We start from the raw sequence: 22057 nt of genomic DNA on the forward strand, positions 1-22057 counted from the left end.
GTCTATGTCTCGTACGTTTTACATCACAACCCCGATATATTATGTCAACGACGTTCCGCATATTGGTCACGCCTATACGACGGTCGCTTGTGATGTCGCCGCGCGCTACCATCGTTTAATTGGCGATGATGTCTACTTTTTGACCGGTACCGATGAGCACGGCATGAAAATTGAGCGAGCGGCTCACGATAAGGGCGAAACACCTCAGCAACTGGCCGACCGCGTGGTAACTCGCTTCCAGGCACTGTGGAAAACGCTCGGTATATCGCATAACGATTTCATCCGCACCACAGAAGAGCGCCACAAGCGGGGAGTGCATAAGCTATTCCGTCAGTTGCGCGATCAGGGCGATATCTACCTCGGCGAATACGAAGGATGGTATTGCACGCCGTGCGAATCGTTCTGGACTGAAACACAAGTCGGCGACGAAATAGCGTGCCCCGACTGTGGCCGCAATGTCGAAAAGTTGAAAGAGCAATCCTACTTTTTCAAAATGAGCGCCTATGCGCAGCCGCTGATGGAACACATCAAAGCCAATCCTGATTTTATTCAACCGGCCAGCCGCCGCAATGAAATTGTACGCTTTATCGAATCCGGCTTAAAAGACCTTTCTATTTCGCGCACCTCTTTTGACTGGGGCATTAAAGTGCCGGACGATCCGGCGCATGTGATCTACGTGTGGTTTGATGCCCTCAGCAATTACATGACCGCGCTTGGATATGAGTCGGAAGACGAAAAATATCGCCGCTTCTGGCCAGCGAATGTCCACATGGTTGGCAAAGATATTCTCCGCTTCCATACCGTCTACTGGCCAACTTTCTTGCTGGCAGCTGGGCTACCACTGCCGAAAAAAGTTTTTGCTCACGGCTGGTGGACAATTGAAGGGAAAAAGATGAGCAAATCGCTCATGAACGTGGTTGATCCGACCATGTTGGCCGAACGGTTTGGTATTGATCCCATTCGCTACTTCTTGTTGCGCGAAGTCCCTTTTGGCATGGATGGTGATTTCAGCATGCAAGCGCTGGTGGGTCGGATTAATTCTGATCTCGCCAACGATCTGGGCAACCTGCTCAACCGTATTTCCGGTATGATGTTCCGCTATTGTGAAGGGAAAGTTCCACTGCGCAGTGCTGCGACAGGCTTTGAAGATGACCTTATTCCCGCCATCAACCGTGCCATGCACGATTATACTCACGCGATGGAAGAGTATGCCTTCCACAAAGCGCTCATTGCGATTTGGGATATCATCAGCTTGCTCAATAAGTATATCGTGGCAACGGAACCGTGGACGCTCAAGAAGAATGGTAAAGAAGATGTATTGGCAACGGCGCTTTCCACTGCCGCCGAAGGGTTGCGGCTCTGCGCCAATGCGATTGCTCCCTTTATGCCGGAATCGTCCGAAAAAATCGCGCAAGCGCTTGGCATCCAGATCACGGGCGAATATGAGATGAGCTATGCCGTGTGCGGTGCACAGATGGAACAGATGCCCATCCTGTTTGAGCGGGTCGAGCTGACTCCTGAAACACAACCATCCAACGCAACGGAAAATCAGGCGGACGTTCCGTCCCTGCCACTGATTGAATTCGATCAATTTCTGGCCGTTTCATTGCGCGCAGGGAAAATCGTCCATGCCGAAAAAGTCCAGAAATCGAGCAAACTCCTCAAGCTATCGGTCGACCTTGGCGAAGGGACACTGCGAACTATTGTCAGCGGAATTGCGCAATCGTATGCTCCTGAGGAGCTTCTTGATAAAACGGTGAGCGTCGTCGCGAACCTCAAACCAGCGAAACTTATGGGCATCGAGTCCAATGGCATGATACTCGCGGCCAAAAACAGCCGGAACCGCCACGAAGTGCTCTTTCTCCATGATGTCGCTCCGGGCACAGAAATCAAATAAGGGGTAGCGTGTACTCAACTATACGGCGACAAGACCGTGCTATATCACGCGAGGAATCAAACACACTGTTGCATACTGCAGAGTATGGATTTTTAGCTACAGTCGGTTCAGATGGGCAACCATATGGAATCCCACTCAGCTACGTGTACTGGAATGAACGCATCTATTTCCATTGCGCCCTTGAAGGGGCAAAGCTCAATAACATCGCGAAGAATCCACTCGTTTCATTTTGCGTTGTTGGAAGTACGGAGGTCATTCCCCGTCAATTCAGTACGAAATACGAAAGTGTGGTTCTGTTCGGAACAGCGCGTGAAGCTACTGGCGAGGAGCGCCATCACGCGTTGCTTGCATTGCTGAGTAAATATTCGCCAGACTTCCACGAAGAAGGCAAAGCGTATATTTCACAAAAAGATCACCTGACACGGGTTATTGCCATCGATATCCAGCATATCACAGGCAAAGCGCGTAAATAGCGAGAGGAGAAATGGTATGCCATCACATAACCCATTGAAAATGATGCTGTTTCCGCTGGTAGTTATTGCACTCGTGCTTTTGGCTACTAAGTGGGATATCGTCATGACGATGTTCAGCAGCAAAAACTTTCATCTGATTGAAGCGCATATGAATAAGTCAGCCGATCAACTGGTGAAAGAAACAAAAATTCCGCCAGGTGGCGTAAAAGGGGAAAGTATCCCTTTGAGCGTCTTTCGGAAGGATGGCGGTAGTGAACCTCAAGCGAGTCCGCCAGCGCCGTCCCCTGAGGCGGTTCGTCAGGATGTCGACCAAGCCAAGGTCTGGTTTATGAAGGCCAAGGAACATGAAGAGCGCGGCGAATACGCAGAAGCACTCGAAGCATACGCGCGGAGCTTTACGCTTGACCAAGAGAATGCTGAAGCATTTTTCCGCCACGGTATGATCAGCTATGATATGGAGAGCCGCGCGGTCGGAACAGAAAGCTTACGCCGTGCGGTTGCCCTACAAGGCGACAATGTCGAGTATCGCGTTGAGCTAGCGAGGAAACTGGTACAGAACCGTGAGCCAGAAGCGGCATTGACCCACGTACGCGAGGCACTGCGCCGCGACCCGCACAACAGAGCTGCACTGAACTTACATGAATTTTTGAGTCGTTAATGAAGGCGGAAACCGCTCTCAGGTTTCCGCTTCACCGCTACCATGCGGTTGCTCTCTTGTTGTTGTGTATCGTTGGAGCATGGGCCGCCAGCGGCATCGTAATCCCCGAACCTTTCTCGCGCTCTCTTTCAGGCACTTACCCGATTAAGGGATTTGATTGGCGCTTTAATGGTGGACATTTACGTGTGGCTGATGCCGAAGGGAAGGAATACCTTCTCCGATTAAACAATGCCGCTATGAGTGAAATCATCCATCGTGGCGATCAAGGGGCAATTACGTTTCAGGGTCGGCTCACATTTCCCAGCTACAAAGGATATGCGCAATCGCTTGTCGCCCAAGGGTATCATGGCGTTATCTACCCCTACCGCATCGACTTCAGCGAATTACAAGGTGCCTCGTGGCGTCTTCAGGCAGTTGGATGGATACGCGAACGACTCCTGCCTGCCGGTCAACCGCTTGGAGCGCTTTTAGTCAGCGTTTTAGGGGGCATACGCGAGTACCCTCCAGAATACCAATCGGGTTTCGGATACGCCGGAACCGCTCACCTGCTGGCTATTAGCGGATTGCACGTGGGGTTTATTTTTCTGCTTGGCTGGTTGGCAACCGGAATCACGCCACTCTCCTTTCGCTGGCGCATTGTGATAAGTCTCATCTTACCGGCCTTATATGTATGGATTTCCGGTGGAAGTATCCCTGCATTCCGTGCGTTCTTGTTTCTCCTCTTTTTTGCCGGCGGTGTCCTTTGGCGCAAGCACATTGACGTACTGCAATGCCTTTTCTTGAGTGCAATTGTTTCGTTACTGCTTTGGCCACAGACCATTATCAGCGCCAGTTTCCACTTTTCCTACGGTATCACCGCCATACTCATCCTCGGTGGTTCTCTTTACAAGGGGCGTTATCTTTGGATTTGCCTGCTGGCTATGGCTGGGTCGATCCCGCTCAGTGCGTGGTATTTTGGGTATATCAACGCTCTCTCTTTTTTGGCAAATGCCTTCGCTGTTCCGCTCTTTGCGGCATTCGTATATTGTGGCGTATTTGCACTGGCGTTGCCAGAGCTGCTGTTTCCAGTACTGCGCATGCTGCATACGCTCCTGCAATGGTGTAATGAAGTCGTCTACGTGGTGCCAATTCGCTTTACCGCGTGGAGCGCGCCGCTGTTGATTCTGGCACTCATCGTGGCCCGCTGGAAAACGCTTGCGTGGTGGCGCATGGGAATTGTCGTCACACTCATAGGAATTGGCGCTATTCAATATTCAACGACGGCGCTGCGCGATGACAACCGTTACTACACGCTTTCCTATGAGCCAGAAAGCGATACGCTCCATTTTCAGCATAAGATTTACCGTCCCGAAAATAGTGTTTATGCCCAAAAAGAGCTACTGAAACATGGCATCTGGCGTGTGGCAAACTGGGATATGGCACCAGAAGAAAAAGAACAGTTTCGACATATTCGGAAAAGAGAGACAGGATTATAACCTATGAAAATTCTGCATACTTCAGACTGGCACCTTGGACGAACGCTCTGCAACAAAAAGCGCTATGCCGAATTTGCCACCTTTCTTGAGTGGTTGGCAGACACAATGGAACGGGAATTCATTGAGGTTTTGTTGATTGCCGGAGATATTTTTGACACCACGGTGCCAAGCCATCGCGCACAGGAGTTGTACTATCGCTTTCTTTGCCGTATAGCAGCGTCATCCTGCCGCCACGTCGTGATTATTGCGGGCAATCACGACTCACCCACTTTTTTGAATGCACCTAGAGATCTGCTGCGCGCCCTTGACGTGCATATTATCGGCCATGCTACCACTCCCATCGAAGAGGAAGTGATCGTACTGACGGATCGTCAACAACAACCAGAACTGATTGTGTGTGCGGTTCCCTATCTGCGTGACCGTGATATTCGTCAGGTCGAAGCGGGTGAAAGCGCCGCAGCAAAAGATCAAAAACTTCTTGATGGTATACGTCAACACTACGCCTCCGTCGCCCAAAGTGCCGAACAAAAACAAAAACAGAGCAACCGCTCTCTGCCTATTGTTGCCATGGGGCACGTGTTTACCGCTGGTGGCAAGACACATGATGGCGATGGGGTGCGCGAACTCTATGTCGGTTCACTCGCCCATGTGACCAGTGGTATTTTTCCTGAAATATTTGATTACGTTGCCCTTGGTCATTTACACGTGCCACAGTCGGTAGGTGGTATTGATCGGATTCGCTACAGCGGGTCGCCTCTGGCAATGGGATTTGGCGAGGCGAAGCAACAGAAAAGCGTTACATTGGTGGCGCTGACACCGCGCACACCGCCAGTCGTGCAACTCGTTCCTGTCCCTTCTTTCCAGAAGCTGGAGCGGGTAAGCGGTGACTTCGATACGCTGTGCAATGCATTGCGTGAGTTGGTGCAAACTGATATCTCTATTTGGGTAGAAGTGATTTATAATGGAACTACCGCTATCGGCGATTTGCAAGTACAACTCGATATGGTTGTTGCCGGATCGAAGGTAGAAATCCTGCGCATCAAAAACCAACGCAACCTATCGCACAGCCTGACGCCGACTATTCCTTACGAGACGTTAGATGATCTGAGTATTGACGAGGTATTTTTGCGCTGCCTAGTGCAGCATGGGATAGCGGAAGACGAGCATCCGTCATTGCAACGCACGTATCAAGAAGCGGTTGCATCGCTCTACGACACACCCAACGAGTAACGAGGCACCTATGCGCATCCTCAATATACGTTTGAAAAACCTGAATTCACTCGCTGGCGAATGGGAAATCGACCTCACTCATCCGGCGTATATTTCTGATGGCATCTTCACGATTTCCGGCCCCACAGGTGCGGGGAAAACGACCATCCTTGATGCTCTCTGCTTGGCACTCTATGGACGGACGCCGCGCCTGAACAAAGTGACGAAAAGTGGAAATGATATTATGTCGCGCCACACCGGCGAGTGCTTTGCGGAAGTGACGTTTGAAACACCAGCAGGGAAATATTGCTGTCACTGGAGTCAGCACCGTTCGCGCAAAAAACCGGATGGCGAATTACAACCACCCAAACATGAAATTGCCGATGCTAATTCCGGCGCGGTTCTCGAAACAAAAATACTCGATGTTGCTCGCTTGATTGAATCCATCACGGGGATGGACTTCAACCGCTTCACCCGTTCCATGCTGCTCGCGCAAGGGGGCTTTGCGGCCTTTTTGGAAGCGGCACCAGATGAGCGTTCTCCTATCTTAGAACAAATTACCGGAACGGAAATTTATAGCCAGATTTCTATCCGTGTACACGAATGCAAGGTACATGAGCAAAAGAAGTTGGACGTACTCGAAGCTGAACTCAAAGGAATCTCCCTGCTAAGTGCCACAGAAGAACACGCGCTCCAAACACTGCAAACGGCCAAGGAGCAACAAGAAGCCGAACTGACACAACACATCCGACTCCATCAACACGCCTTGGTATGGCAACAAGGAATCGAGCGACTGGAACACGAGCTACACACCCTTGCAACCCGCCAGCAACACTGGGAGCAACAGCGCGAGGCCTTCCAGCCTCAAGAGCTTCGACTCAAACGCGCAGAAATCGCGCATGAACTCTTCGCTGACTTCCGTGAACTATCCTCCCTGCGCAAGCAACAAGCGACCGCCCGACAGCACCTATGTGATGCACAAAACGAGCTGCCAACGCTGCAGCAAGCTTTACAAAAGGCCGAAGTTCAGTGCGCGAACGTACTGCAAAATGTCGCGCAAACGAAGGTCGATCAGGCGACGCTCGCCACCCTGTTAACCGAGGTGCGTCAACTTGATAACACTCTTGCCATGAGCGCTCAATCCCTTAAAGAAAAGCAGAATGCACTGGAGAGTAAGCAAAAAGCATACGCAACCTTAGAGCAAAAATATCTAACTGAATGCACGGCACTTCAGAACAATAGCCAATCGCTTGCGGCAACCCAGCGACAGATGGCGACAACACAAGCAGACGAAAGTTTAACGGAGCAGCTAAGCGGCATCAACAGCACTCTATCCCAGCTACGCACTGTACTGGCACACGAAGACGAAAAACGGCTGGCGCATGAACAAGCCGAACGTTCCTTGAACACCGCGACGGCGCGTTGGAATGCGTCCGTCGAAAAACTACAAAAGCTTGCCCTGCAAAGCGAAACGGATCAACAAGCCTTTATAGACAAGCAACATGAACTGGCACGCGTACTGGGCAACCGTGATTTTACTCTCTGGCGTGCACAATGGTCGACGCTGACCACCCGCAAAACGCACTACGAAGCACAGCTGAGTGCCGCCAATATGCGCGAGCAGTCGCAAAAACTCATACAACAGTACCACAAAGAGTGTGATGCTTTTTTGGAGGAATGCGCCCAACTGACAGAACATATTGCTGGCATTACAAAAGCGCTGGAAAATACTGAACGGGAACAGGAACTTCTCGAAACGCAACGGACGTTACTGCAAAAAATCGAAAGTCTAGAAGCTGAGCGGCATAAACTCCAGAGCGGTGCGCCGTGCCCACTCTGTGGATCCACGGAGCATCCGTTTACGGTAGGCACAACGCCGCACCTTGACACCACCACCGAACGCGTCGCTGCACTCCGCACATACAGCAAAGATCTACAGAGATCGCTTACCGAAGCGAACATTCAGCTTTCCCAGCGGCAAAAAGATATCAGTCACCGTACACAACAGATTTTTGAACGGCAGCAGGTTATCGCCACTATAGATGGTGAACTCATCCACGATCCCATCGCAATCACGCCAGATCAGCTTGCAAATGCACTTGCTGAAACAGTAGCCGAGCTGAATCAGTGTGTCGCTACACTCAACGCTGCCGAGCAGATAGAACAAGAACTCGCGACACTCCGCACAGCAAGAGAAGCGGCTACATCTTCACTGGGAACAGCGGAACTCCTCGTACAACAGCATAAAAATGCAATGCAAGCTGCGGAAGAACATTGCGTGCGGATTGCCGCTGAGCGAGACGCGCTTGCACTCCAACGCGAAGCGGAGTGGAATACGCTTATCAGCGCGCTTGCCCCTTATCAGCTTGGTTCAATCACGCTGGATGCGCTCGCAACTCTTCAACAAACGCTCATTAATCGCCGTAGTCAGTGGATTGAAAATCAGAAGAAAAGTGCTTCGCTGCAGCAGACGATCATCATGCTCGAAGAACGGACGAAACAACAAGCGGCGCAATTGCAGCTTGACAGAATGGCTATTGAAAACGACCGAACATCACTACATCAACTCGAACAAGAGCATCAAGCACGTAGACAAGAACGGATAACCTTGTTTGGTACCAAACAAACTGACGAAGAAGAGCAACGCCAGAAAGTACGCCTTGATGTTGCGGAACAGCGGTATCAACAAGCGCAGAAAGAGTTTTACGACGCCGGCAAAAAGTATGACTCTTTACAATCCAGAATCACCGAAGGGAAAGTATTCTTAGAGAAGTTGACCTCCCAACTGACCAGCACGGAATTGTCTTTTCTTACTCAAGTCAATGCCTCTGGCTTTGCCAGCGAAGCTGAGTATCAAGCCGCCCTGGTGTCGAACGAAGAGCGTCAAGCCCTAAGCCAACAGGCAAAGATACTCACAGAAGCAGGAGAGCTACTACGACTACAGCGGCAGGAAAAGTCGCTTTTGCTTGAAAGTGAACAAGCCAAAGCAATCACGACCCTACCTACCGAGACATTGCAAGCAATGTTGACCACAGCGACCGACCAGCAAAAGAGACTTCAACAAGAAATTGGCGCGTTGCGGCAACAACGACACGATCATGCTATTCGCCAAACGCAACGCCGTGAACAGCTCACCTGTATCGCCCTTCAGCAGAAAGAGTGCCGCCGCTGGGAGCGCTTACACGAGCTTATTGGGTCTGCTGACGGAAAAAAATACCGGAACTTTGCACAAGGGTTAACGTTTGAAATGATGATCGGCTACGCGAATCAGCAGCTCCGCAAAATGTCTGATCGCTACCTTCTGATGCGTGATTCATCACAACCGCTTGAGTTAAATGTCATTGATGAGTACCAAGCGGGTGAAATCCGTTCCACGAAAAATCTTTCCGGCGGAGAAGGGTTCCTGGTCAGCTTATCACTGGCCTTAGGTCTTTCAAATATGGCAAGTAGAAATGTGCGTGTCGATTCACTGTTTCTGGATGAAGGGTTTGGAACATTAGATTCTGAAGCGCTCGATACGGCACTGGAAACACTGGCGGGATTGCAACAAGACGGGAAAATCATCGGGCTTATTTCACATATCGCCACCCTGAAAGAACGGATCGCCACACAGATTGAAGTGACACCACTGACGGGCGGCAAGAGCCGGATTCAGGGCCCCGGGTGCCGCCGAGTGATGGAATAAGTTATGATTCGACCGTATATCCTGAAGCCCGCATTAATAGGCGTTTTAAACGCTCTCCGCTTTCCAGAACGTGTTCATTGACTAGCTTTTCCGCTAACTGGCGATCACGCCCTTCAAATGCTTTAATGATTTGCATGTGATCTTTTACGGCTTGATCTTTTTTGTCTGTCAGCGAGATCGCTAGGTTACGGAAGCGGTCAAACTGGCGGCTGAACATTTGCAGCGTTTGTATGAGTCGCTGATTGCGGCACTTATTGATGAAAACACCGTGAAAACTGTTATTCACCAGTGAATAGTCAGATCCAATGATATGATCGGCGAGTTTTTCCAATTCATCATTTTTTTTATACAACAGAGCAATGTCGGATTCGTCAATATAATCGACACTCAGATTTGCCGCTAAGCCTTCGAGTTTCGCAGCAATAATGTATAAATCATCAACGTCTTTCGGTGTAATATCCGTTACCACTGCCCCTTTGCGCGGGATAATGCGGACAAACCCTTCGCTTTCAAGTTGCCGGAACGCCTCTCGAATCGGGGTACGGCTCATTCCAAGTTTGTCAGCCAGTTTGGGTTCAATTAAGCGCTCACCAGGCTTGAGAATACAACGGATAATATCATCACGGATACTATCGGCTATCCTATCTTTCAGCGGTTTAGTAAAATCCATGGCACGTTTTCTCCCAAGGAGTTGTAGTATTGTACGTAACGACTCAGCGAGCTATGCCGCACGAAACTCAATTCGTTACGAGAAAATACCATACATTGTATTTTGTATACAATATAATTTGTACCAATGTATGTTCATACACTTATTTCATTTGTTGTTTTATCTGCTTGAGAAATGCTGCCGCCTGAGCAGGGTTTATTCCGAGCATCGTCACCTTCCCATCAGGGTCAAGGCGCAGCTTCCCTTCGCTGGCATAGCGAATCAGGGATTCAACCTGCACTTTAGATTTATTCCCCACATGGAAGATGAATTGTTTCTTGCCAATGTATACTTTTTCGATGGAAGCCTGCTGCGCTTCTAGGCGCACCGCCCCGACTGCGAGCAAATGGTCAACTTCTTCAGGGCATTTGCCATACCGATCGACGAGCTCTTTGCCTATCTCTTTGAGTTCACTACTGCTATTGGTACTAGCAATGCGCTTATAGATTGAAAGTCGCGCAGGGGTATCTTCGACATATTCTTCTGGGATAAAAGCCGGAAATTCAGAACGGATATTTGGCTGGCACTGCGCAGTATCTTCACCCGTCAACAAGGCTAATTGTTCACGCAGCATAGAGGTGTACATTTCAAAACCAACGGCCGCAATTTGCCCTGACTGCTCGACGCCGACAATGTTTCCGGCACCACGCATTTCCAGATCGTAGGTTGCAAGTCGAAACCCTGCTCCTAAATAACTCAGCTCTTGAATGATATCGATTCGCTTGAGCGCATCCTCATTCATTGTGTCGCGCGGTGGTACTATCAAATAACAAAATGCCTGACGATCGCCGCGACCAACACGCCCGCGAAGTTGATACAATTGTGCGAGTCCAAGCGTGTCGGCACGATTGATAAACATCGTATTGGCGCGTGGTACGTCGAGTCCTGATTCAATAATCGTGGAGCAGACTAAAACGTCATATTCCCCTTCAGAAAAATCGAGCATCACACGCTCAAGCTGCGCTTCTGGCATCTGCCCATGCGCTACACCAACCCGCGCCTCAGGAAGAACCGCCGCGACACGCATGGCGATGGTAGCAATACTTTCGACACGGTTGTGCAAGAAATAGATTTGCCCGCCACGACGGAACTCGCGCAATAATCCTTGGCGTAAAACGGCTTCGTCAAACTGAACGACTTCGGTTCGGATCGAACGACGATCTTTGGGTGGGGTCTCAATAATGCTCATTTTCTTAACGCCACCCAACGCCATGTGCAACGTGCGTGGAATGGGCGTGGCGGTCAGCGTCAACACATCTACATTCGCTTTCAACCCTTTTAGTCGTTCTTTATGCACCACACCAAAACGTTGTTCTTCATCAATGACCAGCAGACCCAATCGCTTAAACTCGACTCCTTTGGCAAGGAGTTTATGGGTGCCAATGACAATATCGACCCGTCCATTAGCGGCTCCTTCAAGAACTTCGCGATTCTCTTTGGCAGTGCGAAATCGAGATACCATTTCAACGACAACCGGGAAAGGGGCAAATCGCTCGCGAAAGGTGCGAAAATGTTGTTCGACAAGGATTGTCGTAGGCGCAAGCACTGCCACTTGTAAACCCGCTTCGGCACACTTAACCGCCGCACGTAGAGCAACTTCAGTTTTACCATAGCCAACATCGCCACACACCAAACGATCCATCGGGTATGCGGCATACATGTCGGCCAGTGTTTCGTCGATGGCGCGCGCCTGATCTTCGGTTTCTTCATAAGGAAAGAGTGTTATGAAATCTTCGTACATCGAAGATTCACGTGGATACGCATGCTCTTTCGGACGGCATCGCATCGCGTCATTTTTAATCAGATCAGCCGCAATATCGGCGACCACTTTGCGGGCACGACTTTTTCGACCTTCCCAACTTTTAGAGCCGATACGATCGAGTTTGGGCGATCCGCCTTCGGAACCAATATACTTCTGGACAAGGTTAAATTTTTCATTGGGGACGTACAGAATATCGCCCTTTTGATACTCAAGGCGCAAGAAATCACCCCGCTTGCCAGCGGTATCAAGATTTTCTATGCCACGATAAATACCGACGCCGTAATCAATGTGAACAACATAATCACCCGGCTTGAGTACTGCAAGATCGGTGAGATAGCTCGTTATGCCTGAAGCTCGATGTTTGCGCGTAGCAATTTGATGCGTTCCGAAAAGGTCGCGTTCGGTGAGCATGCTTTCGGCAAGGCTGTAAAAACTTGTCGAAAAATCCCCTTTCAGCGCATTGATTCCACAACGAATGTCGCCAATGTCTTGCGCAAGATGAAGCGGCAACGTAACACCTGCTTCACAGAGCATGGTACGAAATTTTTCCAGCCCGTCGGCGGAACGATACGTGAAAATTACTTGCGGCACTTCAGCTGTTACTTGCGCAAGCAACGCAAGTCTTTCGTCAGTATGGGGCAAATGGTATTCGCGAATGGCATCGGTTGGCAACGGCAACGATGGTGTCTGATGTGTCCAATCGGGAATATCGCTTGGTGAAATGTACAATAGATCAGGATCAATCGCCGAACACCCACGGCGTTCCTGCTCAATAGTTCGTACAAGCTCACTCTGCCCAATAATGTGTACGTGATGTTTGCCCAGGAAATCAAACAAACTACAACGGGGAGCTTCCCAAGGTGAGGTGCGGTATTCGCGGAAGTGGAGGATTGCCACATGATCAACGCTTTCTACACTTTTTTGCGAGTCTACATCAAAACGGGTGATGCGGTCGATTGTGGTATCAAAAAACTCGATACGATACGGGCCGCCGGGGCTATAGATATCAATAATATCTCCCCGAACCGCAAATTGCCCATAATCATCAACATTAGAGGTTCGCACAAAACCATTCATAGAAAGCACTTCTGCTATTTCCCCTATTTCGGCATGATACCCGAGCGAAAGTTCAATGATCACCTGAGAGAGGGCAGGGATTTTTTGCGCGGTGCTCTTATGAACGGCGACCACAACAGAGATGGAACCGGTAATAATTGCGTCAATAGCTTGCGAACGAGCGGCGGCATTGGGCGGGAAAAAATGCGATGACTCACCTGGGAGAATTTCCCATGGTGGCAGATACGCCACGGCAATACCAAGACTGTTCAGAGTGCGGTATAGGGTGCGCGGGCGGTCATGATCGGGAAAAGAAATATAAAATCGGCGTGGAGTCTCAAGATCAGTAGCGGTAGGTGCGAGCAAGCTGCGCGCTATACGAAGTGCGAGTGCGCTGATGGGAAGGCAAGGATGGAATTCATTCATGTAAGTATCCGTTTTCTGGTTTCGTCATGCGCGGTGATGTTACCAGAAAACGGTTTCATGTGCAGATGATTTATCTGTTCATAGGGGGCTACTCAAGCCGCACGTTACTGACCAATGATCGCTGCCATTGCAAGGTGATTCGATTTCACACAATACTGTGAAACTAACGCACGACACAGGCGATTATTCAGGTCATGACCCGACTTAACGGCTACCACACGGCCACGAATGCGCGCTCCGCAAAGAGCAAGATCGCCCACACAATCAAGAATTTTGTGGCGAACAAACTCATCTTCATACCGTAACCCGCCAGTATTCAGCACCTTAAACTCATCAATAACAACAGCATTTTCCAACGATCCACCACGCGCTAACCCCATAGAACGGAGCGTATCAACATCTTTTTTAAAACCGAATGTCCGCGCGCGACTTACGTGCTGAGTAAACTCCTCACGGTTGATGGGGATGGATTTGCGCTGAGCGCGCAACATACGATGCTGGAAGTCAATAGAGAAATCAATTTCATAATGCGTGTGTGGATATATGGCGATGCTTCTATCGCCTTCAACGATTTCAATCGGCTTGGTGATGATAATTTCTTGTCGTTTTGCTCGTTGACTAACAACACCAGACTCGTTAATAAGCAAAACATACGGGATAGCTGACCCGTCAAGCACCGGGACTTCTGGGCCATCTATTTCAATAAGCACGTTGTCCACTTCCAACGCATAGAGCGCAGACATAAGGTGCTCTATGGTCGATACGGTCACTTTAGCACTGAGGCCTATAGTCGTTGCAAGCTGCGTATTTACGACATGTTCAGCGGTTGCGGGAATCTCTATCCCCCCAAGGTCGGTACGAACAAAACGAATTCCTGTTCCAGCTGGAGCTGGATTGAGTGTCATTGATATTTTATTACCGCTATGCAGCCCTATGCCACTAATTTTTAATGAGTTCAGAAGTGTTTGTTGTTGCATGATATTCCTCTAATAATTACATCGATATATAGTAAATACTGTCGCGAATAAGCATGCAATCACACCACCAAACAATGAAGCATATAAATATAAACAGTTAAATAGAGTATGTTTCATAAGCAAACACTCAATGGTAGCCTAACCGCTACATACCTGTTGCAAAATTACTACAGCGGAAGATTAAGAAATGAGAGCCATCCGGTTACAACGACTAATTTGCCAGTTAAAATCAGCACACCAATCAGTACCATCAATAGCCCGCTAATAATCTCTACCCAACGCATCATAGTTTTCATTTTGGCAAGTTTACCCAAAAACATATTGACGGCATACGCGCTCAGCAGAAAAGGAATGCCTAACCCTGCCGAATAGATTGCCAGCAAGAGTATCCCCTGTGAAACATGTTCTTGCGTGCTCGCTACAGCAAGAATAGAAGCAAGAATCGGCCCAATGCATGGTGTCCATCCAAAAGCAAACGCTACGCCAATCAGCAGTGCTCCCCAGAGAGAATTGGGCGCTTGCGTAATATGGAATCGCTTTTCGTGATCCAACGACCGCAAACGAAATATCCCCATGTAATGGATACCAAAAATAATAATCAAAACACCCGCTATCTGCATAAAAATCGGCATATACCCGAGCAAAAGGCTCCCTATTGACGTCGCCGAGGCTCCTAGAGCAATAAAGACGAGTGAAAAACCAACAACAAACATAGCGGCACGCAACATTAAATTTGCGCGTCCTTTCCCCTGCTGCATTTGTTCCAGCGATGAACCCGAAAGAAACGAGAGATACCCAGGAATCAGAGGCAAAACACAAGGTGATAAAAACGAGAGGATACCGGCAAGAAATGCCGCCCCAAGTGTAATTTCTGCAACCATCTATAACTCCAAATATTCAGAATAAGCGCCAATAAACGCGTCAACACAAGCAGTCGTACCTACCGTGACGCGAACCATGTGAGCAATAGCACCACGTCCACGACGAACCAAAATCCCACGGGTGCGCAGAAAATCTATCGCGACTTGTGGGTTACCCGGATCAAATAGTATAAAGTTTGCTTTTCCAGCATAGACGGCAATACCACGCTGAGTAAAAAAATCGAGCATTCTCGGCTTTGCTAGGTAAATGACTTCATCTCGATATTGATACATGTAGGCCGGATCTTCTAACGCTGCCTGAGCAGCAACAACCGCTAGAGTATTGACATCATATGGCCCGCGAATTTTTTCAAGCTCATCAATAACGTCACGATGCGCTATAACATAGCCTAACCGGACAGCAGCAAGTGCAAACGCCTTCGAAAAAGTACGTAAAACCGCCATATTCGAATACGTCACTACTAAATCCTTACTTGTTTCACCATGAAACTCAAAATACGCTTCGTCAATAATGAAAAATGTTTGCGGGTGCATATCGACCATTTGACGTATGAAAGGCAGATCAACAGGCGTTCCGGTGGGGTTATTCGGCGTAACAAATACCGCAAGTTTGATAGTACCAGTCCCGAGCGTCGCTGCGACATGCTCATACGGAAAAGAGCAATCGGCCCCATACGAGTGGGTAATGATTTCTGCCCCTTCCAAGTGTGCCGCTTGTTCAAACATGGCAAATGACGGTGTAAGCAACAATACTCTATCACCTTGCCCGACAATACCACGGAAAAGGATATCGATCCCTTGATCAGAGCCATTCGTAAAGAGAATATTTTGCGCTGAAACCCCTGCATACTCAGCAATGTTTTGTTGCAACGCTTGGTATTCAGGATACACCTGCAAGCGTCCGGCATTCAAAAACTGCGTGAGTGCTTGAATAACTTTGGGTGAGGGAGGCAAGGTTGATTCATTAAAATCCAACAGACGGCACCCTGACGCCATACGCCCCTCCAAGGGCGGCTGATACGGACTCATTGCACGAATAAACGGTTTAAACACATGACACCTGCTTATGATAGTATAGCGTTTTACTTTGCTTGACAGAGCGAGCTTTCACTGCTATTGCGGCACAAAGCATATGCTGATATTTGCAAGAAATAAAGGACAACAACCATGAAGCTCTATCTTGCCTCTCCGCTCGGCTTTAGCGAGGCGGGTCGTTACTTTTACACGAACACAATGATTCCAGCAATAGCACAGCTTGGATACTCCATAATTGATCCGTGGGCATTAGCTAACCAAACAGCTATTGATGCGATTCAAGCTATGCAACCAAGTCAGGAAAGAATTGACAGGTGGCGTGCGTTAAACTTTCAAATCGGGGCAAACAATGCCGCAGCAATTCATTCGTCTCGTATCCTCGTTGCCGTGCTGGATGGTGTGGATGTTGACAGTGGAACTGCGGCTGAAATTGGATTTGCATGTTCCCTATCTAAGCCAATTTTCGGGTACCGAGGTGATTTCCGATTAAGCGCAGACAACGAAGGCGGTATCGTAAACCTTCAAGTAGAGTACTTTATTCGCCAAAGCGGTGGAACCATCTGTAGCGACCTTAATTCGCTAGTGCATGCACTAGCTCAACATTACGCACACTATCAAGGAGCCAATTAATGTCTCTCCAACCCTACATTGAATATGTCGAAAGCCTTCCATTACCTTTTATTATTACAGTTGCAGTAGTAATAATGATAACTGGCGGCTGGATTGCCTTTTTTATTACGCAACGAATTCTTGTACGGTTAATCAATAGAGCGGGAACAAAAGGGCTGCCCGCTGAATGGAGCAGCCTAATCATTACACACAAAATGGTTGACCTTTTAGCGTGGATAGCGCCAGCTCTTGTGTTTTTTTATGCCATAAATTTGATCCCTGATTCCTATCAAGAACCATTTAACCGCCTTAGCAAAGTGTATCTCAGTGCACTCTTTATTATTCTGTTAGATCGATTGATATCGACCGCACTCGCAATCTATGAAATGCAACCGATAGCGGTTCGCCGTCCTGTAAAAGGATATGTACAGCTTGCAAAAATTATCCTTTATGTGTTTGGTGTTATTACTGTTTTTTGTATTCTGGTTGGTATTTCTCCGTTAGGCGTACTCAGCGGTTTAGGCGCGCTGATGGCTCTACTTTTGCTGATTTTCCGCGACACAATTCTCTCTTTTCTCGCCAGCATTCAGATTGCCGCCAATGATCTTGTTCGTGTGGGTGATTGGATTGAGGCTCAGCAGTTTGGAGCTGATGGGGATGTAATAGATATCGCTCTACACACTATTAAGGTGCAGAACTGGGACAAAACCATCGTCGTGATTCCAACCTATAAACTTGTGGAATTTTCATTTAAAAACTGGCGGGGCATGCAAGAAAGTGGCGGAAGAAGGATTAAGCGCTCAATTATGATTGATTTACATTCGATCCGTTTCTTACGCAACGAAGAAATCGAATACTTCAAATCTATCGAGATATTACGTCCTTATATCGATAGTAAAATTACGGAAATCCACACATATAATGACACGAAAAAAAACACCGAATCCCCACTTAATCGTCGGCAACTCACGAATATTGGGACTTTTCGAGCCTATGTCGTTGCTTACCTCAAAAATCACCCTCGCATACATCAGCAACTTACCCTCATGGTGCGTCAGCTACATGCGACCGCTGAAGGAGTGCCTATCGAAGTGTATGCTTTTACAAATACTGTTGCTTGGGGTGAGTATGAGCAAATCCAAAGCGATATTTTTGATCACCTTTTTGTCGCACTGCACGAATTTGGATTGCAGCCATTCCAGAACCCCACAGGCTCAGATTTCCGACAGCTAAGCCAATCTGCTTCGACATGCCCGTCACAAGATGAGGAACTCCATGCAAATCATCATTGATACAATATTACGATCCGGTGAAAGTGCTATCAACCTTGCATTATTTATTTTACTCCCAATCATGGTCGTCATGATGGCGTTTATGCGACTACTTGAAGATCGAGGCGTACTAAGACGAATTGCGTTATTTCTTGCGCCGGCAACAATACTGATCGGCCTCCCAGGAGTCGCTGTATTTGCGATACTGCAAATACTGTTTGTCAGTTTTGCTGCACCAGTAGCTACTTTGAAAATAATGGAGCAGGATCCGGCTATCGATCAGCGATCACTTGCAGCAACGTTTGCCGCAGTAATAACGATGTCACAAGCAAATGCGACATTTCCACTCGCTGCCGTTGGACTTAACCTTCCCGTCGCTATTGGAACGTCTCTTGCTGGAGGAATGCTCGCAGCTTGGATCGCTTGGCGATGGAGCCCAAAACCTGAGATACCCATAGCAACCACTTATCCAATAGATATCCCTGTTTCGGCACGCAAAAATGTTTTTCAAACATTATTTGCCGGCGGAGAAGAAGGGCTTCAACTTGTCCTCAAAGCTATTCCAATGCTTGTGCTTGCTGTGCTTACTGTAAATATTCTAAAAAACACTGGAGCGATCGGGCTACTACAAACACTCGTCTCGCCAATTTTTCAAATCTTCGGAGTTCCAGGAATAGCTGTATTACCCATTGTTACAAAGTTTCTCGCAGGAGGCACTGCGATGATGGCGGTTACTTTAGATTTAGTTGAAGAAGGCCTATTGAGCGCTCTTGATGTAAACCGTATAGCGGGATTTACTATTCATCCCTGCGACCCTGTTGGCATTGCAGTACTCGTTTCAGCTGGCCTACGCATTGGATTGGTAGCAAAAATTGCTCTAAAAGCTGCAGCTATTGCTATTGTTGGCAGAGGAATAGCGCACCTATTGATTTTCTAATCACTTACTACAAAACATTTTGCGTCAAATTCTATTGCCATATCACAACGCACGAACCCCCGGGGATGCCAGAAGACATCGCCGGGGGTTCGTGTTGCTCAGTGTGAGCTGTATTTATTTTGATTTTCAGTAAAATAAAAAGTCTGGCGCTGACCTATTTTCCCAGGATAACCCAAGTATCTTCGGCGGTGCAGAGCTTAACTTCCGTGTTCGGGATGGGAACGGGTGTGACCTCTGCCCTATCGGCACCAGACAAACTGTGTTTACATGTTTGCGAATCGAATAGAGTGTTGTTGTGTGCAAGTAGTAATCGTTCTGTTAGAAAGCCCATCATCAAAAAATGCACCAAACGAGGTCCTAAATCTAAAAAGTTCAATGGAGTTATTAGTACTGGTCAGCTGAAGGTATTACTACCATTACACTCCCAGCCTATCAACCACGTAGTCTACATGGACTCTCATGGGGATACTTAATCTTGAGGCTGGCTTCCCGCTTAGATGCTTTCAGCGGTTATCCGTTCCAAACATAGCTACCCAGCTGTGCCTCTGGCGAGACAACTGGTGCACTAGAGGTTTGTCCATCCCGGTCCTCTCGTACTAGGGACAGACCCTCGCAAGTATCCTACGACCACAGCAGATAGGGACCGAACTGTCTCACGACGTTCTGAACCCAGCTCGCGTACCGCTTTAAATGGCGAACAGCCATACCCTTGGGACCTGCTCCAGCCCCAGGATGCGATGAGCCGACATCGAGGTGCCAAACCTCCCCGTCGATGTGAACTCTTGGGGGAGATAAGCCTGTTATCCCCGGCGTACCTTTTATCCGTTGAGCGATGGCCCTTCCACGCGGGACCACCGGATCACTTTGACCTACTTTCGTACCTGCTCGACTTGTTGGTCTCGCAGTTAAGCTTCCTTCTGCCAATACACTCTGCGGACGATTTCCGACCGTCCTGAGGAAACCTTCGCGCGCCTCCGTTACTCTTTCGGAGGCGACCGCCCCAGTCAAACTACCCACCAGACAATGTCCTCCTCCCGGATTACGGGAGAGAGTTAGATAGCCAGTGTACCAAGGGTGGTATTTCAAGGTTGGCTCCACCGAGACTAGCGTCCCAGCTTCTACGCCTCCCACCTATCCTACACATGATACACCGATTATCATTGCCAAGTTATAGTAAAGGTGCACGGGGTCTTTCCGTCTTGCTGCGGTTAAGCGGCATCTTCACCGCTACTACAATTTCACCGAGTCTCTAGCCGAGACAGCTCCCAGATCATTACGCCATTCGTGCAGGTCGGAACTTACCCGACAAGGAATTTCGCTACCTTAGGACCGTTATAGTTACGGCCGCCGTTTACTGGGGCTTCAATTCAAAGCTTCGCTTGCGCTAACCTCTCCTTTTAACCTTCCAGCACCGGGCAGGCGTCACACCATATACTTCCACTTTCGTGTTTGCATAGTGCTGTGTTTTTGATAAACAGTTGCCTGGGACTGGACTCTGCGACCTTCTTGGGCTCACATGGCTAGCATGATCACCTACCAAAGGCACCCCTTCTTCCGAAGTTACGGGGTCAGTTTGCCGAGTTCCTTAGCTAGAGTTCTCTCGTGCGCCTTAGTATTCTCTACCCACCTACCTGTGTCGGTTTGCGGTACGGTCACAGTGCAATTAACCTTAGCGGCTTTTCTTGGAAGCCGAGGATTTCTGGCTTGAGAATACATGTATTCTCTCGTTATCGAGCCTTAGCCTTCACTGGATGCGTTTTTCACTACATCCAAGCCTACACCCTTGAAAGTCCTATTCCAACAGAACTCCCAGATACCTTTCTCCGTCCCCGCATCGTGTTACACTGTGGTGCAGGAATTTTTACCTGCTTCCCGTCGACTACGCCTCTCGGCCTCGCCTTAGGGGCCGACTCACCCTGTTCTGACTGACATTGCACAGGAAACCTTAGGCTTTCGGCGAATGGGGTTCTCACCCATTTTTTCGTTACTCATACCTACATGATCACTTGTATAAACTCCAGTGTCCCTTACGGGTTCACCTTCAGCGCTTTATACAACGCTCCCCTACCACTTCATTGCTGAAGTCCATAGCTTCGGTGGCGTGCTTGNCTACATGATCACTTGTATAAACTCCAGTGTCCCTTACGGGTTCACCTTCAGCGCTTTATACAACGCTCCCCTACCACTTCATTGCTGAAGTCCATAGCTTCGGTGGCGTGCTTGAGCCCCGTTATATCTTCGGCGCAGACTCACTCGACCAGTGAGCTATTACGCTTTCTTTAAAGGAATGGCTGCTTCTAAGCCAACCTCCTGGTTGTCCAGGCAAGTCCACATCCTTTTCCACTTAGCACGCACTTGAGGACCTTAGCTGATGGTCTGGGCTCTTTCCCTTTCGACTACGGAACTTATCTCCCGCAGTCTGACTCCCAGGCTCTACTTAATGGGCTTCGGAGTTTGATTCGGTTTGGTAATCTGGTGGGACCCCTAGCCGATTCAGTGCTCTACACCCAAAAAGAAACACCTGAGGCTATACCTCAATATATTTCGGGGAGAACGAGCTATCTCCAAGTTTGATTGGCCTTTCACCCCTATACCCAGCTCATCCGGACGGTTTTCAACCCATATCGGTTCGGGCCTCCACTTTGTGTTACCAAAGCTTCACCCTGGCCAGGCATAGATCACTTGGTTTCGCGTCTAATACATGATACTAAGCGCCCTATTCAGACTCGGTTTCCCTACGGCTACACCTTACGGCTTAACCTTGCATCATACATTAACTCGTAGGTTCATTATGCAAAAGGCACGCTCTCAAGGAACTAAGTCCTTTCGAACCGCTTGTAGACATACGGTTTCAGGTTCTATTTCACTCCCCTAACAGGGGTTCTTTTCACCTTTCCCTCACGGTACTGTTGCACTATCGGTCATCAGGGAGTATTTAGCCTTGGAGGGTGGTCCCCCCATCTTCGGCCAAGGTTTCTCGTGCCCCGGCTTACTTGT

General features: G+C 48.7%; 14 protein-coding genes and 2 rRNA genes (1 of these 16 only partly in view). 9 read left to right on the plus strand and 7 right to left on the minus strand.

Features of this window, described 5'->3' with window-relative positions:
• Window positions 1-4 precede the first annotated feature (4 nt).
• Genes metG through P304_RS0102925 form a run of 6 tightly spaced genes read left to right on the plus strand, consistent with a single transcriptional unit; the run spans window position 5 to window position 9397 of the window.
• Complete coding sequence (gene metG, locus P304_RS0102900; RefSeq protein WP_027389318.1) at window positions 5-1897, plus strand: methionine--tRNA ligase; 1893 nt, start codon at window positions 5-7, stop codon at window positions 1895-1897.
• Between the two features lie 8 nt (window positions 1898-1905).
• Window positions 1906-2370 carry a pyridoxamine 5'-phosphate oxidase family protein gene (locus tag P304_RS0102905; RefSeq protein ID WP_027389319.1) on the plus strand — a complete coding sequence of 155 codons (465 nt, stop codon included), beginning with the start codon at window positions 1906-1908 and terminating at the stop codon, window positions 2368-2370.
• A gap of 16 nt (window positions 2371-2386) precedes the next feature.
• Window positions 2387-3028, plus strand: coding sequence for a tetratricopeptide repeat protein (locus P304_RS13725; protein WP_034763874.1), 642 nt, complete (start codon window positions 2387-2389; stop codon window positions 3026-3028).
• The gene (locus P304_RS0102915) at window positions 3028-4503 is read left to right on the plus strand and encodes a ComEC/Rec2 family competence protein (RefSeq protein ID WP_027389320.1); all 1476 of its coding nucleotides are present in this window, start codon (window positions 3028-3030) and stop codon (window positions 4501-4503) included. The genes P304_RS13725 and P304_RS0102915 overlap by 1 nt, the downstream gene beginning before the upstream one ends.
• 3 nt (window positions 4504-4506) lie before the next feature.
• The gene (locus tag P304_RS0102920; RefSeq protein ID WP_027389321.1) at window positions 4507-5733 is read left to right on the plus strand and encodes an exonuclease SbcCD subunit D C-terminal domain-containing protein; all 1227 of its coding nucleotides are present in this window, start codon (window positions 4507-4509) and stop codon (window positions 5731-5733) included.
• A 10-nt stretch (window positions 5734-5743) separates the two neighbouring features.
• Window positions 5744-9397 (plus strand): AAA family ATPase, encoded by a 3654-nt coding sequence (locus P304_RS0102925; protein ID WP_027389322.1) that lies wholly within the window; start codon window positions 5744-5746, stop codon window positions 9395-9397.
• Window position 9398: 1 nt separating this feature from the next.
• On the opposite strand, the gene P304_RS0102930 is transcribed toward P304_RS0102925, so the two are convergent.
• The 5 genes from P304_RS0102930 to P304_RS13735 form a co-directional block, all read right to left on the minus strand.
• Window positions 9399-10067, minus strand: coding sequence for a GntR family transcriptional regulator (locus tag P304_RS0102930; RefSeq protein WP_027389323.1), 669 nt, complete (start codon window positions 10065-10067; stop codon window positions 9399-9401).
• Between the two features lie 142 nt (window positions 10068-10209).
• Window positions 10210-13350, minus strand: a complete 3141-nt coding sequence (gene mfd, locus P304_RS15940; protein WP_051321352.1) for a transcription-repair coupling factor — start codon at window positions 13348-13350, stop codon at window positions 10210-10212.
• Window positions 13351-13454: 104 nt separating this feature from the next.
• Window positions 13455-14327: a UDP-3-O-acyl-N-acetylglucosamine deacetylase gene (gene lpxC / locus P304_RS0102940; RefSeq protein WP_051321353.1), complete on the minus strand. Its 873-nt coding sequence runs from the start codon at window positions 14325-14327 to the stop codon at window positions 13455-13457.
• A gap of 167 nt (window positions 14328-14494) precedes the next feature.
• A complete protein-coding gene (locus P304_RS0102945; RefSeq protein WP_027389325.1) occupies window positions 14495-15208 on the minus strand; it encodes a cytochrome c biogenesis CcdA family protein in 714 nt (237 codons plus the stop codon).
• Window positions 15209-16204, minus strand: coding sequence for a pyridoxal phosphate-dependent aminotransferase (locus tag P304_RS13735; protein ID WP_051321354.1), 996 nt, complete (start codon window positions 16202-16204; stop codon window positions 15209-15211). It abuts the gene before it with no gap.
• A 171-nt stretch (window positions 16205-16375) separates the two neighbouring features.
• Here P304_RS13735 and P304_RS13740 point away from each other — a divergent pair, with 171 nt between their 5' ends.
• From P304_RS13740 to P304_RS0102965, 3 genes are read left to right on the plus strand one after another with little or no spacing between them, the layout of a single operon-like run.
• Complete coding sequence (locus tag P304_RS13740) at window positions 16376-16873, plus strand: nucleoside 2-deoxyribosyltransferase (protein WP_034763878.1); 498 nt, start codon at window positions 16376-16378, stop codon at window positions 16871-16873.
• Window positions 16873-18144 carry a mechanosensitive ion channel family protein gene (locus P304_RS13745; protein WP_034763880.1) on the plus strand — a complete coding sequence of 424 codons (1272 nt, stop codon included), beginning with the start codon at window positions 16873-16875 and terminating at the stop codon, window positions 18142-18144. The genes P304_RS13740 and P304_RS13745 overlap by 1 nt, the downstream gene beginning before the upstream one ends.
• Window positions 18128-19060 (plus strand): nucleoside recognition domain-containing protein, encoded by a 933-nt coding sequence (locus P304_RS0102965; protein WP_027389326.1) that lies wholly within the window; start codon window positions 18128-18130, stop codon window positions 19058-19060. The genes P304_RS13745 and P304_RS0102965 overlap by 17 nt, the downstream gene beginning before the upstream one ends.
• A gap of 141 nt (window positions 19061-19201) precedes the next feature.
• Here the strand turns inward: P304_RS0102965 and rrf are convergent.
• Both rrf and P304_RS0102975 read right to left on the minus strand, forming a co-directional pair.
• Window positions 19202-19313: ribosomal RNA gene (rrf, locus tag P304_RS0102970) — 5S ribosomal RNA — on the minus strand.
• 110 nt (window positions 19314-19423) lie between these two features.
• A 23S ribosomal RNA gene (locus tag P304_RS0102975) occupies window positions 19424-22057 on the minus strand; it runs 370 nt beyond the window's last position.

It is taken from the genome of Chrysiogenes arsenatis DSM 11915 (assembly GCF_000469585.1).
In the GTDB taxonomy this organism is placed as follows: domain Bacteria; phylum Chrysiogenota; class Chrysiogenetes; order Chrysiogenales; family Chrysiogenaceae; genus Chrysiogenes; species Chrysiogenes arsenatis.